Raw genomic sequence first — 14558 nt, 5'->3', positions numbered from 1 at the left:
AAACTCAGCGCACGCCGAGCCGGGCCAGAATGTCCGACTCGATCCCGGACAGCTCGTGGGAGATCGACGCGTGCACGGAACGGCGGCGATTGGCGGGCATCTGGTCGGAGGTGTGCACGGCGGCCGTCAGGCTGCCGAGGCGGTCCTTGGTGGCGGCGACGAACTTCTGCGCCTCGCCCTTGTCCTTGCCGTCCTGCGAGCCGATCTTCGTCAGCGCCGCTTCGGCATTCGTGATCCGCGCCTGCAGCTTCGCGCCGTGTCCGGTGAAGTCGCCGAGCTGGTCGATGCCGACGCCGAGCTGTTGGGCGCGGCGGGTGTCGAGCTGTCCGCGCAGGAAGGTCGCGCCGCGGTAGGCGAGCGGAGCGAGTACCGGGATGAGCACACGGGCCACCCCGAGGTATTTCTTCACCTGACCGGCGCTGAACGGATCGCGTTCGGCCTTGGCCGCCACCTTGAGCGCGGCCTTCTCCTCCGCCTGGAACGTCGCGATCTGCGCCTTGGCGACCTTGCGCTGGGTGCGGGCCTCGGCCCGGCGCGCTTTGCGGTCGTTCTTCGCGACGAGCTTGGCCTCCATCACGGCCTTGTGCTTGAGGGCTTTCGCCTCGGCCCTGCGGCTCGGCCGCCGCTTGCGCTTCGTGAACAACCCCATCGAAGGCCCTCCGTCATGCTGGTTCGCCATGGCAGTACGACGCCGGGGAAGCCCGTCCGCCCATGTCACACGCTTTGCCGTTACCCTATCGGGTCCACGCCGTCAGCTGCGAGAGTAGTGCGGCCCGCGCGCACGGCGCCCGGCAATTCCCATCCCAGCCGAGCGACTCGGCAGTGGGGTCGACGCGATCGCCAATGTGAGTACCGCGTATGTGCGGGTCACCGCCCTACGCGCCCAGCGCACCGTACCCCCGGTTTCGAGCGAAGCGAGACCGAGCATGCGCCGTTCGCGGCCCGGCTCACGTCCGAGTGGCCGCCGCGTTCGCGACGCAGTCGCCAGCGGCGGTCGCTCGGACGTGAGCCACAAGGGGGTCGCGAACACGCCGCGACGAAGTCGCGGCCAGACCAACACAGCGCTGAAATTCAACACTGTCGGGGGGAGGGACCATACTGCTTAGCGTGGATTCGGACATCGGTGACCGGGATGGTCGCAAGCGCAACGGAACGGCCGTGGATCGGGCCACCGACGTGCCGGCCGCCTTCATCGATGCCAGGGCGCTGATCGGCTGCCGCCATCGCCTGCGTATGGACGCCGCGCACCCTGAGGCATTGGCGGGGATCGTCGAGGACGCGGGCGTACGCCAGCGCCGGGACGCCGCCGTCGCACACCGCGCCCGAGTGCGCGACGCGCTGGTCGGCGCGGACCCCGATGCCTGGGTGGTGATCGATCCCGGACTGCGCGCCGCCGAGCGCGCCGAAGCGACGATGCGCGCGTGCGAAATCGGGGCACGGCACATCTGGGGCGGACTGCTACCGCAGGAGCCGGACACCGGCAGGCGCGGAGGTTCGGAGATCCTGCTGCGCGACGTCGAACGCGGCGGCTACATCCCGATCATCGTGGTGAACCACAAGGTGACCGACCCGCGTCAACCCGAGCGCGCCGACTTCCACCCCACCACCTCGGACCCGTATCACTGGGACCCGCAACCGGATCCGCACCGCAAGCTACGCCAGCAGCCCCGCGACCAACAGCGGCTCGCCCACCTGCACCGGATGCTGCAACGGCACGGCCTGGCCAGCCCCGCGCTGGTCGGCGGCGTCATCGGCTTCGATTTCGATCGCATCCTGGTCCACGACCTGGCGCCGCTGCTGGCCGATTACGACCGCCGCTACGCCGACCGGATCGCGGTGGTGCGCGGCGAGCTGCCCACCATCCCGTCGAAGGTGCCCGAGTGCAGGCAGTGCCCGTGGTGGACGCGAGGAGTCGATGGCCCGAGCTGCGAGGGCTGGCTGATCGAGCATCGTGACGTCAGCCTGGTGGCGCCCGGCTCCCGCGCCGAGGTGCTGCGCAGGCACAACGTCGAGACCATCGATGAACTCGCCGCGTGGGTGGGTGAGGAGCCCGAGGATTGGCAGCACGGCCCGTTCGACGAGGCCGTGGTCACCGCGCGGGCGTGGATCGTCGGCGCCCCGCTGGTGCGGCGGGTCGAGAGCGTGCAAGTGCGGCGGGCGGATGTGGAGGTCGACGTCGATCTGGAGAGCTTCCAGGAGTACGGCGCGTACCTGTGGGGAACGCTGCTGAACGGCGTGTACCGCCCGTTCGTCACCTGGGATCCGTTGCCCACCGAGGACGAGGGCCGCTCTTTCGGCGAGTTCTGGACCTGGCTGATGACGGTGCGCGCCGAGGCGACCGCGACGGGCAGAACATTTGCCGCGTACTGCTATTCGCGCACGGCGGAAGACAAGTGGCTGTACGAATCGGCGCGCCGGTTCGCGGGCAGGCCCGGCGTGCCGACGGTGGAGCAGGTGCGCGCGTTCGTGGACGGACCGCAATGGGTGGACATGTTCCAAGCCGTCTCCGACCAGTTCATCTGCCCGAACGGCAAGGGGTTGAAGAAGATCGCGCCGGTCGCCGGGTTCTCGTGGCGTGATCCCGAGGCGAGCGGCGAGGCGTCGATGAGCTGGTACCGGCTCGCGGTCGGCTACGACGGCGCCACGCCCGACGCGACCCAGCGCACCCGTTTGCTGGAGTACAACGAGGACGACGTCCGCGCCACCCAGGTGCTGCGCGAATGGATGACCACCCGCGCCGACGCGGAGGTTGCCGGTCTCGCCGATTTCCGGCAGGTTCCCGATGCGCGGTCGCCCGGGACCGTCGCGGGTTACGCGGCGGCCCCACCTTCGGCTCCGTAGTCAGCGCACGGCGGTACCATCGCGACCGTGACAGAGCACGTCGAACAACTCGAGTTCCAGGCAGAGACCCATCAGCTGCTCGAGCTGATGATCCATTCCGTCTACTCCAACAAGGACACCTTCCTGCGGGAGCTGATCTCGAACTCCTCCGACGCGCTGGACAAGCTGCGGCTGGAGTCCTTCCGAGACAAGGATCTGCACGTCGACACCTCCGACCTGCACATCGAACTGGAGGTCGACAAGGACGAGCGGATCCTGACCGTCCGGGACAACGGCATCGGCATGTCGCGCGCCGAGGTGGTCGATCTGATCGGCACCCTCGCCAAGTCCGGTACCGCCGAGCTGCGCAGGAAGCTGAACGAGGCCAAGTCCGAGGCCGCCGCCGAGGAGCTGATCGGCCAGTTCGGCATCGGTTTCTATTCGACCTTCATGGTGGCCGACAAGGTCACCCTGACCACCCGCCGCGCGGGCGAGGCCACCGCCACCCGGTGGGAGTCGAACGCGGGCAGCTCCACTTACACGATCTCCGAACTCGACGAGGCCCCGCAGGGCACGTCGGTCGCGCTCCACCTCAAGCCGGTGGACGAGGAGGATCACCTCTTCGACTACACGCTGGAGTGGAAGCTGCGCGAGATCGTCAAGAAGTACTCCGACTTCATCTCCTGGCCGATCCGCATGCAGGTGGAGCGGACCGTCACCGAGGGCGAAGGCGAGGCCGCCGAGGAGAAGACGATCCTCGAGGACCAGACGCTCAACTCCATGAAGGCGCTGTGGACGCGCCCCAAGAGCGAGGTCTCCGACGAGGAGTACAAGGAGTTCTACAAGCACGTCAGTCACGGCTGGGACGATCCGCTGGAGATCATCCCGCTGAAGGCCGAGGGCACGTTCGAGTACCAGGCGCTGCTGTTCATCCCCTCGCACGCGCCGTTCGACCTGTTCACCCGCGAGCACAAGCGCGGCGTCCAGCTCTACGTCAAGCGGGTGTTCATCATGGACAACTGCGAAGAGCTGATGCCGGAGTACCTGCGCTTCGTCAAGGGCGTGGTGGACGCGCAGGATCTGTCGCTCAACGTCTCCCGGGAGATTCTCCAGCAGGACCGGCAGATCCAGATGATCCGCAAGCGTCTGGTGAAGAAGGTGCTGTCCACGGTCAAGGATCTGCAGGGCGCCGAGGACCAGGCCGGCTACCAGACCTTCTGGAAGGAGTTCGGCCGCGTCCTGAAGGAGGGCCTGCTCTCGGACTTCGACAACCGCGACACCATCCTCCAGGTCTCCTCGTTCGCCTCGACGAACTCCGAGACCGAGCTGACCACGCTGGCCCAGTACGTGGAGCGGATGCCCGAGGGGCAGGACACGATCTACTACATGACCGGCGAGACCCGTCAGCAGGTCGAGAGCTCCCCGCATCTGGAGGCGTTCAAGGCCAAGGGCCGCGAGGTGCTGATCCTGACCGACCCGGTCGACGAGATGTGGGTCGGTTCCGTACCGGAATTCGACGGCAAGGCGTTCCAGTCCATCGCCAAGGGCGAGGTCGATCTGGAGACCGAGGAGGAGAAGAAGGCCTCCGAGGCGCTGCGCGAGCAGCAGGACAAGGACTTCGCCGATGTCCTCACGTGGCTGGGCAAGACGCTGGAGGAGAACGTCAAGGAGGTGCGCCTGACCAACCGGCTCACCACCTCTCCGGCTTGCCTGGTCGGTGACGTGTTCGACTTCACGCCGATGCTGGAGCGGATGTATCGCGCCTCGGGCCAGGCGCTGCCGGAGAGCAAGCGGATTCTGGAACTCAACCCGACCCACCCGCTGGTCACCGGCCTGCGCGACGCGTACGCGGCCGAGCGGGAGAAGGCCGACGCCGGCACGGCGACCGAGCTGTCGGAAACCGCCGAACTGCTGTTCGGCACGGCGGTGCTCGCCGAGGGCGGTGAACTCAAGGATCCGGCGCACTTCGCCCACATCCTCACCGATCGGCTCACTCGCACTCTCTGAACCATCCGCGACCGGAGGACCGGCAATGTCCTCCGGTCGCGGCCGGTGCGGTCGGCGGCGTTTCGGCCATTTCTCGGTTACGGTGACGGGCGGGATGGCATATTCGCAGGACTGGGGAGTTCGCCCCCGGGTGGCGCGGTTAGATGTGGATGCCTGAAAGGATCGTCACGACATGTCCGCAAACCCGCTTGCCGTCGCCGAGCCGTGGGATCTCGTCGCCGACGGATATGACGAGTTCGCACCCGCGATAATGCAACCGTTCTCGGCGCGGGCGCTCGAGTTCGCATCGCTCTCGCCGGAATCGCGCATCGTGGATGTCGCGGCGGGGCCGGGCACGCTCAGCCTGCTGGCCGCGGGTCACGTGGCGCAGGTCGACGCCATCGATTTCGCGGAGTCGATGATCGCGCGCTTGGCGAAGAACGCCGCTGCCGCCGGGCTGGTGAATATCCGGGCGCAAGTGGGTGACGGACAAGAACTGCCGTACGAATCCGACCATTTCGACGCCGGGTTCTCCATGTTCGGACTGATGTTCTTCCCGGACCGCGCTCGTGGGTTCGCCGAGCTGTTCCGAGTGTTGCGGCCGGGCGGGACGGCGGTGGTGTCGAGCTGGGCGCCGATCGCGGACTCGCCGCTGATGCGGATGATGTTCGGTGCCTTGACCGCGGCCGACCCGGACATCCAGGAGCCGCAACCGAACTTCCTGAGCCTGGAGAACCCGGAGGTCTTCGAATCGGAGATGCGCGGTGCGGGCTTCGAAGCCGTGTCCATCCAGCGGCATTCGATCGCGCTCACCTTCGGCAGCCCCGAGGAGATGTGGGAGACCATGGTGCGCAGCAGCGCCCCGTTGGAACTCATGCGCCACAACGTGAGCGCGGAGGTCTGGGCGCGGCGCGCCGCCGTCATGAAAGCGTTTCTCGCCGAGAAGTACCGGCCGCACTGCCCGTTGTCCACCACGGCCTACCTCGGCATCGGCCACAAATCGGGGGAATGAGAACAGCGCGCGACCCTTCGGTGAAGGGTCACGCGCTGCCGGGACTGCGGAGCGGAATTACCGCGGCGCCATGCGCAGCGCGCCGTCCATGCGGATGGTCTCGCCGTTGAGGTAGTCGTGCTCGACGATGTACTGCGTCAGCTGCGCGTACTCGTCCGGACGGCCGAGGCGGGACGGGAAGGGCACGCCCGCCTCGAGGCCTTTGCGGTACTCCTCGGTGACGCCGGCGAGCATCGGGGTGTCGATGATGCCGGGAGCGATGGTGTTCACCCGGATGCCGAACTGGGCCAGATCGCGCGCTGCCGGAACCGTCATACCGTGCACGCCGCCCTTGGACGCCGAGTAGGCGATCTGACCGATCTGCCCCTCGAACGCGGCGACCGAGGCGGTGTTGATGATGACGCCGCGCTGGCCGTACTCGTCCACGGCGTCGGTCTTGGCGATCGCGTCGGCGGCCAGCCGCATGACGTTGAAGGTGCCGAGCAGGTTGACCGTGATGACCGTGCGGAACAGCTCCAGGTCGTGCGGGCCGTTCTTGGACAGGATGCGGCCCGCCCAGCCGACACCGGCGCAGTTGACCACGATGCGCAGCGGGGCGCCGGACTCGACGACCTGCGCGACGGCCGCGCCGACCTCGTCGTTGCTGGTGACATCGGCGGGAATGAGGGTGACCCCGGCGGGCACGTTGTCGCCGGCGCGCTCGATCGACTGCGGCACATCCAGCCCGAAGACGGTGGCGCCGAGATCGGCGAGACGCTTGGCGGTGGCGGCGCCGAGGCCCGATGCGCCTCCGGTGACAATGGCGGCGGAACCCGAAATCTCCACGATGGTCCTCTCGTTTGTGACAGCCAGTTGGCCCTTCGTCAATGGCACCCTAACCGGTACGCGGCGAACGGCCCTGCACGGCTCCCGCGACTCGTTTCCGGCGCGGGCCCTTTCCGGCAAGTCGGCGGAACCGACCGAGCAGAATGGAACAGCCCAGTCAGCTCGACCGAACACCCGGAGTCACCGAATGACCGAATCGGCCACCAGCGCACGCCTCCCCCGAGGTAGGCACGGCCTGCCACGGGAGCAGGTGATCGCTTCGCAGCGCGAACGAATCCTCGTCGCGACGGCGGAGGCCATGGCCGAGAACGGTTACATCGGAACGTCGGTCGCGGCGATCCTCAAGCGGGCTTGCGTGTCCAGGGAGACGTTCTACGAGCAGTTCCGCTCCAAAGAAGACTGTTTCGAAGCGGCCTATCAGCGCGCGGTGCATTTGTTGCTCGACCGGATCGCCGACGCCACCGAGAGGGAAGACGCGGCGGCCGATACCGACGCCGTGGCTCGGATGGATCGGATCCTGCGCGCCTATCTCCAGTATCTGGTGGACTACCCGGCCAGCGCGCGGTTGTTCTTGGTCGAGGTCTTCGCGGTGGGGTCGGCCGCCATCGCGCGCCGGGCCCAGCTGCAAGAGCGATTCGTTGAGTTGATCGCCGCCGTGCTCGACGCGCGGACCGACCAGCAGCGTTTCGCCTGTCAGGCCCTGGCCGCGGCGGTCGGTTCGATGGTCACCGCTCGGATCGCGGCCGGAGACTCGAGCGGTCTGCAGGCGCTGCGGGAACCACTGCTGGAGCTGTTGCGTCAGGGTGGCGGACTGTACGGGGCTGCGCTGGACTCGAGCGGCGAGCCATCCGCGTGAGCAGCAGCGCCGCACCGGCCAGCGCGGGAACCAGCGCCGCGAGCCCGGCGACGGCGACACCGCCGAGGGCCGGTGCGGTCGCGCCGAGCAGGGTCGCCGCGCCGAAGTAGAGGAACAGCAGGCCCGAGCCGATGCCGATCGTGTGCTCCGGCAGATGCTTGCCGACCAGAATGCCCACCGCGATGGCGAGCGCGTCGGCGGCGACCATGCCGATGGTCGAGCCCAGCCAGACGCCTACCCAGTCGTAGTCCGTGGCCAGCGCGGCGGTCGCGAACATGGTGCGATCGCCCAGCTCGGCGAGCAGGAACGCGGACAGCACCACGAAGAACGGCGCACCGCCCACTTTCGGCGCCTTCGGCTCCGGGTCTTGCTCGCCGGTGCCGAAGTGCTCGCGCAACGTCCACAGGCCGACGGCCAGGAAGGTGACGGCGGCGATCAGCGCGATCGCCGTGGTGGGCAGCGCCGCACCGAGGAAATAGCCGATGCCGACCGAGATCAGGTGCACCGCCGCGGAGGCTGTCGCGATGCCGCCGAGCACCACCCACCAGCGGTAGCGCAGCGCGAACGTCAGCGCCATCAGCTGGGACTTGTCACCGAGCTCGGCGAGGAAGACGACGCCGATGGTGAGCAATACGGTGGCGATCATGTGTGGCGGCTCCAAGGTCTCCGGCCTGCCGACCGGAGATATGGGACGCTCCGGCCGACAACGAAATGGTTGTCCAGGCCGAAGGTCTCGCCCACCGGCCGGAAGCCGGTTCACACAGCCGGACCCGGCCCGAGCGGGCTCGGCGGGTCAGTATGTCGACTGTGTGATTGGGGGCTACTCCCCTTCGCTGCTTGCGACTCTACCGCCACGTTCCGCTCGTGCCAACCCGCTGTAATCGAAATCGCAATGCGCACAATAAGTTTGGCGATCCACGTGCGGAATTTCGGTTACCCTCACGCGGCCAGCAGCATAGCCAGAACCGCGGTGTCGGGATCGCTGATCGGGTCCAGTCCGACCCGGCTGACCAGCGAGGTCACGGTTCCGTCCGACTCCGCCTCGACCCACGCGGCACGGTGTTCCAGCCCCAGGTGGGGCACGCCGGGCAGCAAGACGCAGCCGGAGGCCGCACCCGCGCATTCGGGCAGCGTCGGGCGGGTTTCGGACGGCGGATGCAGCATCAGCAACGCCGGTGGCACATGGTCGGCGAAACGTCCGGGTTCCACGGCCTCGTCGCCGAGCACGGGCCCTTCGGCCAGCACCAAGCCGACCGTGCCCGGGGCGGGGTCGTCGGGCAGGTCCTCACGGACTCCGAACACCGTCGAGGTGGTCAGCAGCCCGGGTAACGTGGCCACACGCACCGCTAGGACCAGCACCTGCGCCCACTCCTTGGTGGTGTCCGGCCAGCGGCCGGAAATCAAGAAGCCACGCAGCGACCCGCGCGAATGGAACGGCGTGATGCCGATCGGTTCGTTCGTGCGCATTCCTGCCTCCCGTTGTCGTACCCGGGGGCGACCTTGCCCGTTCCTTTGGGGTGGATTTCCCGAATATGAACCACGAGTCACCTGGCACACAAGTACCAAAGAGTGCCAATCGGGCGGCCGGGGGCGTGGAGGAGGGCAATCCGGCTGCGCACTCGACGGATCCCGCCCCACCTCAGGGACTCCGGATACACGCGGGGCGGGTGGCGTTCCCGGCAACATGTCCGCGTCACCGGAGAACAGAACGGGCCCGCGAATCCGGCCGCGCGTGGCGGACGGATTCGCGGACCCGGTTCCGGCGTGCCGAACAGGCTCAGCCGAAGATGAGGCCCTTGGCCTGCGAAGTCGCCTTGGCGAAGCGCTCCTGCACGTCGGCCCAGTTGACGACGTTCCAGAACGCGGTGACGTAGTCCGCCTTGACGTTCTTGTACTGCAGGTAGAAAGCGTGCTCCCACATGTCGACCTGCAGCAGCGGGATGATGCCCAACGGGACGTTGGCCTGCTGGTCGTAGAGCTGGAAGGTCAGCAGCTTCTGGCCGAGGGTGTCGAAGCCGAGCACCGCCCAGCCGGAACCCTGCAGGCCGTTGGCCGCGGCGGTGAACTGCGCGCGGAACTTGTCGAACGAACCGAACTGGTCGTCGATGGCCGCGGCCAGTTCGCCGACCGGCTTGTCGCCGCCGTTGGGGGAGAGGTTCTTCCACCAGATGGAGTGGTTGACGTGCCCACCCAGGTGGAACGCGAGGTTCTTCTCGTGCAGGAAGATGGCGCTGTGATCGCCCGACTCGCGAGCGGCCTCCAGCTTCTCCAGTGCGGTGTTCGCGCCCGCGACGTAAGCGGCGTGGTGCTTGGAATGATGAAGCTCGTTGATCTGCCCGGAGATGTGGGGCTCCAGGGCGCTGTAGTCGTAATCCAGATCTGGCAGCGTGTACTCGGCCACGTTGTCCCTTCCTATGTCGGGCTGGTTGTGCCCCGTTCCGGACACAGCCAACCATCATTCGTACACCCGGTCGATTCCAACTCGGGCCCACGCTCGCGCATTCCGGTGACGCCGCTCACACCTAGCGGGTCGCGCACCGTCACATCACGCACATCGGCCCCACTGGAAACGCACGCGTAGCATCGAACCATGTCGTGGTACGACGAACTAGTGGGGCGCCTGAGCCTCCCCGAACCCGTCATGGTCGCTCCCGAGCAAGCCCTGCCCGGCCGGGCGGAACCGCTCGACGTGCCGGATACCCACTACGTCAACGGTCACCCGATCCGCCCGCCGTTTCCTGAGGGGCTCCAGCTCGCGGTCGTCGCGATGGGCTGCTTCTGGGGCGCGGAGAAAGGCTTCTGGGAACTCGACGGCGTCTACTCCACGGCAGTCGGTTATGTCGGCGGGTACACGCCGAATCCCACCTACGAAGAGGTATGCAGCGGACGGACGGGTCACGCGGAAGCGGTGCTCGTCGTGTTCGATCCCGCGGTGATCGACTACGCGGGCATCCTCGAACACTTCTGGGAGAACCACGATCCCACCCAAGGCATGCGGCAGGGAAACGACCGCGGCACCCAATATCGTTCGGCCGTCTTCACCTTCGGCGCCGAGCAGGCCGACCTCGTCGGCTCGACGGCCGAGTCCTACGGTAAGCGGCTGGCCGCGGCGGGATACGGGCAGATCACCACGGAGATCACGCCGCTGCCCGGGCTGGCGGCCTTCTACTATGCCGAGGGCTATCACCAGCAGTACCTGGCCAAGAATCCCGGGGGATACTGCCCCGTTCACGCCACCGGAGTGAGTTGCCCGGTGGGCACGGGCGCCTGAGCGCCGAGGTGCGACGAACCGCACCCAAAAGTGCGGTTCACTCGCGACGGTTCGGCGCTCAGAGCGGCGGCGCGATTCCCGGACGACTGGCTCGCGGGTCGCCCGCATCGTGCGCCCGCCACCACCGCGCGCCGCCCGCGACGAAGTCCGCCAGCGGGATCTGCTTGCCCCGCGCGTCGTACACGGTGATGCCGTCGAACCACACCCGGACGTCCAATTCGCGCGGATCGATGCCCTCCTCCTGGGAGAACTCCAGAACGTGTGCGGATTCGCGATCACCGATGCGGGTGTCGAAGCTGAGCAACTCGCTCCACAGCGCCCAACTGCTGTCGTCGAGATCGATGAACTCCCAACCGTGCAGCCGCCCGCCGCCGAAACTCCGGATCGCCTCGTCCAGGCCTTCCAGTCGCAGCGGCAGCACCCTGGGTTCCAGGTCGTCCCAATGCTGCGTCCGCAGTGACGCGGCGACCCGGCTCACGCCGGTGAACGTCACCTGCACCCGATAGTCCTCCGCCGCCGTTCCGCGTTCGGGAAGAGTCAGCACTTCGAGGTCGAGTCGCAGTTCTGCGGCGGCCTCGTCGATCGCGAGGCCGAGGCACGTGGCCTCGGACAACGCGATATTGAGCCCTGCGATGTCCATTCCGTGGCGTAGCCCCCTGCTCACGTTCATGCGCCCAGGCTACCGATCGTCTTCGCCGGATCGCGGGATTTCGGCGGCGTTCTGGATTCGATGGAACCGAATGCGCCTCGGCGCCGTCCAAGTAGATATCGGGCCCTCTTCGGCCGCGGGTTCCGATGTCGGCGACGAATGGCCGCTCCGGGATTGGTATGGAGGGGAGTCCCGGATCGGCCATTCGCATCGCTCGACCGTTAGGGACTGATCCGTACTTCGATCAGGTAAAGCATGCCGAGAACGGACCAAGGGTTCGCAACGACCCCAGGTCGATAGCTGATCAGTTGCTAGAAAGCCGGTTCAATCCGGCGAAACGCCTTCGACACCTGCGCCTTGTGGATCGAGCTGTGGATTATGTGGATAACTTCGCCCGAGTTATGCACAACCAGCATCGGGCGGGTGCGCGGTCGAGTTCCGGAGGGGAGAACATACCCGAAGTCGTGGCTCGCTGTCGAGGTCGCTCCCCTGGCATGGAACTGCACGGCGGTCCGCCACGCATGGCAGGATCGAATCTGTGACGAGCCCCCACGTTCCGTCGGTCACGGTGGAGGACGTGCCTGCCGAATTCGACAGCAGCGCGCCCGCGTCGGCCGACACGCCGCGATCGATCCTGCTCGACGTCCGTGAGGACGACGAGTGGCGGCTCGGACACGCCCCGGGCGCGATCCACATCCCGATGGTCGACGTTCCCGCCCGGATCGACGAGCTGGAGTACGACGCGGATCTCTACATCATCTGCAGGCAGGGCGGTCGGTCGCTTCAGGTGGTCGAATATCTCACGCACATCGGCTATGAGGCCATCCAGGTCAACGGGGGCATGGTGGCATGGCAGCACGCCGGCCGCCCGCTGGTCGCGGAGGGCGACCACGAGGCGAAGATCTACTGACGAAAGAACGAGGTGCGCGGGTGAGTACGGTGGTGCAACCTTGTGCGCGCTGCGGTGCGCGCTGGGCCGTGCAAGGGGCGCCGATGCACTGGTGCCCGCGCTGCCGCGGCGTACTCCTCTCGCCGGGGCCGATCGACGCGCCCGCCGACCGTCGCAACTACCGCTGGGTGGCGCGCAAGCCCGACCAGCGCGGTCGGCGAGCGCAGTCGGCCGTCCGACCGGCCCCGCCGAGCCGCACGCCTCGGTACACGCAGATCCCGCGCTGGGGCCTGATCGACCCGCCACCGCACGCGGGCGGCGCGGCGCGTCGCCCGTTCGGCAAGTTGACCCACTCGGTGATCAGATTGCTCGTCGCGACCGCCGTCGTCTTCGGACTCGCGGCCGTCGCGGAACTGGCGCGCTACGGGGTGTTGCTGCGCAACCGGACGCGCCTGATCCACCCCGCCGTCCTCTTCGCCTCCGACGCGTTCGTGATCGGCGCCGGAGTGCTCGCGGTCGTGCTCGCGCTGCTGGCGGCCGCGGCCACCGTCGGAAGACTGATCGAGATCAGGCGCTCGGCCTACGCCGCCACGGGCAGGCGCGACCCGCGTTCGCCGCGAGCGCTCGCGCTCGGCTGCCTGATTCCGGTGGTCAACCTGCTGTGGCCGGGGGTCTTCCTGAGCGAAGTGGCCGCATTGCAGGGTGATCCCAGGACGGGACGGGCGGTCCGGATCTGGTGGGCCGCGTGGGTCTTCGGCGGCCTCGTCACGGTGGCCGCGCTACTGTGGCGGACCGCGGATTCGTTGCAAGCCGAGGCGGACGGGGTGCTGTTCACCGCGTTCACCGACGCGGTCGCCGCCGCGGTCGCGTTGCTGACCCTCTGGGTGTTGCGCACGATCGAGGGGCATGACCTACTCGGTCGCAGCCGGACCGCGCGCCGCTGGCTGATCGCGGTCGACCCCGCGGTGCCGGTGATCGAGCCGGTGCATCCCGGCGGACGTGCACAGGCGGGCGCCGACGCGCACGAGGACAACGGTGCTGAGGACCGTGAGCAGGAGGAGGTTATGGCCAAGTGAGCCAGGGCAGTCGCGCGCCGTTCGTCGTCGCGCATCGAGGCGCCTCGGCGGCGCGCCCCGAGCACACGCTCGCCGCCTACGAGTTGGCGCTCCAGGAGGGCGCCGACGGCGTCGAGTGCGATGTCCGGCTGACCAGGGACGGACATCTGGTGTGCGTGCACGACCGCACCGTCGACCGGACCTCCTCGGGCAGCGGTCTGGTCAGCGAGATGACGTTGGAGGAGCTGCGGGCACTGGATTTCGGCGCCGACGGCGATCCGGCCTCGGTGCTGACCCTCAGCGAGCTGATCAGCCTGGTGCTGGACTGGCGTAGCAGGCCGACCAAGCTGTTCATCGAGACCAAGCACCCGGTCCGCTACGGCGCGCTGGTGGAGAACAAGCTGCTCGCCGAGCTCCAGCGCTTCGGCATCGCCACCCCCGCCTCGGCGGATCATTCCCGCGCGGTCGTCATGTCGTTCGCGGCCACCGCCGTGTGGCGCATCCGCCGCGCCGCCCCGCTGCTGCCCACCGTCCTGCTCGGCGAATCGTCGCGCTACCTGGGCGGATCGGCGGCCACCACCGTCGGCGCCACAGCCGTCGGCCCCTCGGTGAAAACACTGCGCGAGCACCCCGACCTGGTCGACAAGGCCGCCGCCGCCGGCCGCGCCACCTACTGCTGGACCGTCGACGACCCCGACGACGTCCAATTGTGCGCCGACCTCGGCGTCAGCTGGATCGCCACGAACCACCCCGGCCGCACCAAGTTGCTACTGCCCGCCGCCTGACCCGGCCCCCGCTGGGCCGGGCTGGTTCGAGACATCCCGCCCATACAGCCAGCTGAGGTCGTACCAGCCGTTTCGGCAGTGGATCGATCGATACAAACACGGTCGTCTGTGTCCCGCTGATCCGTGACTTCCACAAGAGGTCCCTAGGCTAGGCGTCCCTCGATTCGGCGCAGGCCGCGAGAAAGCCGGAGCGGGGGGTGTGGCGGCATCTTCGCCACGCCCACCACGGCGCACGTAATTCGCGCGCTAATTCCTGACGGAACCACACCACCTCAACCACGACTTTCGAGCGAAGCGAGACCGAGCATCCGCCGTTCGCGGCCCGGCTCGCGTCCGAGTGGCCGCCGCGTCCGCGACGAAGTCGCCAGCGGCGGTCGCTCGGGCCCGAGCTTCCGCGGCGTCGTCGACTG

13 protein-coding genes and 1 pseudogene are annotated in these 14558 nt (G+C 68.0%); 8 read left to right on the top strand and 6 right to left on the bottom strand.

Annotated features, from left to right (window positions below; all coding sequences use genetic code 11):
- Positions 1 to 4: 4 nt before the first annotated feature.
- Positions 5 to 649 carry a DUF6474 family protein gene (locus AB0L97_RS25650; RefSeq protein ID WP_355073309.1) on the bottom strand — a complete coding sequence of 215 codons (645 nt, stop codon included), beginning with the start codon at positions 647 to 649 and terminating at the stop codon, positions 5 to 7.
- 584 nt (positions 650 to 1233) lie between these two features.
- Between AB0L97_RS25650 and AB0L97_RS25645 the strand changes: the two genes are divergently transcribed.
- The 3 genes from AB0L97_RS25645 (at position 1234) to AB0L97_RS25635 (ending at position 5818) form a co-directional block, all read left to right on the top strand.
- Positions 1234 to 2841 (top strand): TM0106 family RecB-like putative nuclease, encoded by a 1608-nt coding sequence (locus AB0L97_RS25645; protein ID WP_355073760.1) that lies wholly within the window; start codon positions 1234 to 1236, stop codon positions 2839 to 2841.
- A gap of 27 nt (positions 2842 to 2868) precedes the next feature.
- Positions 2869 to 4827 carry a molecular chaperone HtpG gene (gene htpG, locus AB0L97_RS25640; RefSeq protein ID WP_355073307.1) on the top strand — a complete coding sequence of 653 codons (1959 nt, stop codon included), beginning with the start codon at positions 2869 to 2871 and terminating at the stop codon, positions 4825 to 4827.
- 172 nt (positions 4828 to 4999) lie between these two features.
- Positions 5000 to 5818 (top strand): methyltransferase domain-containing protein, encoded by an 819-nt coding sequence (locus tag AB0L97_RS25635; protein WP_355073305.1) that lies wholly within the window; start codon positions 5000 to 5002, stop codon positions 5816 to 5818.
- 57 nt (positions 5819 to 5875) lie between these two features.
- On the opposite strand, the gene AB0L97_RS25630 is transcribed toward AB0L97_RS25635, so the two are convergent.
- The gene (locus AB0L97_RS25630; protein WP_355073304.1) at positions 5876 to 6643 is read right to left on the bottom strand and encodes an SDR family NAD(P)-dependent oxidoreductase; all 768 of its coding nucleotides are present in this window, start codon (positions 6641 to 6643) and stop codon (positions 5876 to 5878) included.
- Between AB0L97_RS25630 and AB0L97_RS25625 the strand changes: the two are divergent.
- Positions 6618 to 7046: pseudogene (locus AB0L97_RS25625) on the top strand (helix-turn-helix domain-containing protein); the annotation flags it as partial. The gene AB0L97_RS25630 and the pseudogene AB0L97_RS25625 sit on opposite strands and share 26 nt — an antisense overlap.
- A gap of 322 nt (positions 7047 to 7368) precedes the next feature.
- Here AB0L97_RS25625 and AB0L97_RS25620 read toward each other — a convergent pair.
- The 3 genes from AB0L97_RS25620 to AB0L97_RS25610 all read right to left on the bottom strand — a co-directional run bounded on the left by AB0L97_RS25620 (position 7369) and on the right by AB0L97_RS25610 (position 9900).
- The gene (locus AB0L97_RS25620; protein WP_364434031.1) at positions 7369 to 8145 is read right to left on the bottom strand and encodes a TMEM165/GDT1 family protein; all 777 of its coding nucleotides are present in this window, start codon (positions 8143 to 8145) and stop codon (positions 7369 to 7371) included.
- A gap of 293 nt (positions 8146 to 8438) precedes the next feature.
- Entirely contained in the window at positions 8439 to 8966 is a 528-nt protein-coding gene (locus AB0L97_RS25615; protein ID WP_355073302.1) for a peptidase, read from the bottom strand.
- 310 nt (positions 8967 to 9276) lie between these two features.
- Positions 9277 to 9900, bottom strand: coding sequence for a superoxide dismutase (locus AB0L97_RS25610; RefSeq protein WP_039794275.1), 624 nt, complete (start codon positions 9898 to 9900; stop codon positions 9277 to 9279).
- 189 nt (positions 9901 to 10089) lie between these two features.
- Here AB0L97_RS25610 and msrA point away from each other — a divergent pair, with 189 nt between their 5' ends.
- Positions 10090 to 10770 carry a peptide-methionine (S)-S-oxide reductase MsrA gene (gene msrA, locus AB0L97_RS25605; protein ID WP_364434026.1) on the top strand — a complete coding sequence of 227 codons (681 nt, stop codon included), beginning with the start codon at positions 10090 to 10092 and terminating at the stop codon, positions 10768 to 10770.
- 58 nt (positions 10771 to 10828) lie between these two features.
- Here the strand turns inward: msrA and AB0L97_RS25600 are convergent, their stop codons facing one another.
- Positions 10829 to 11440, bottom strand: coding sequence for a hypothetical protein (locus AB0L97_RS25600; RefSeq protein WP_364434023.1), 612 nt, complete (start codon positions 11438 to 11440; stop codon positions 10829 to 10831).
- Between the two features lie 556 nt (positions 11441 to 11996).
- Here AB0L97_RS25600 and AB0L97_RS25595 point away from each other — a divergent pair.
- From AB0L97_RS25595 to AB0L97_RS25585, 3 genes are read left to right on the top strand one after another with little or no spacing between them, the layout of a single operon-like run.
- Positions 11997 to 12329 (top strand): rhodanese-like domain-containing protein, encoded by a 333-nt coding sequence (locus AB0L97_RS25595; protein ID WP_355073756.1) that lies wholly within the window; start codon positions 11997 to 11999, stop codon positions 12327 to 12329.
- A 20-nt stretch (positions 12330 to 12349) separates the two neighbouring features.
- Entirely contained in the window at positions 12350 to 13384 is a 1035-nt protein-coding gene (locus AB0L97_RS25590; protein WP_355073297.1) for a DUF4328 domain-containing protein, read from the top strand.
- Complete coding sequence (locus AB0L97_RS25585; protein WP_364434018.1) at positions 13381 to 14148, top strand: glycerophosphodiester phosphodiesterase; 768 nt, start codon at positions 13381 to 13383, stop codon at positions 14146 to 14148. Before AB0L97_RS25590 ends, AB0L97_RS25585 begins: the two co-directional genes overlap by 4 nt.
- Positions 14149 to 14558: the final 410 nt, after the last annotated feature.

The sequence above is a fragment of the Nocardia sp. NPDC051911 genome, from assembly GCF_040681035.1.
GTDB lineage: Bacteria > Actinomycetota > Actinomycetes > Mycobacteriales > Mycobacteriaceae > Nocardia > Nocardia sichangensis.
This window is presented reverse-complemented; position numbering and strand designations above follow the sequence as displayed.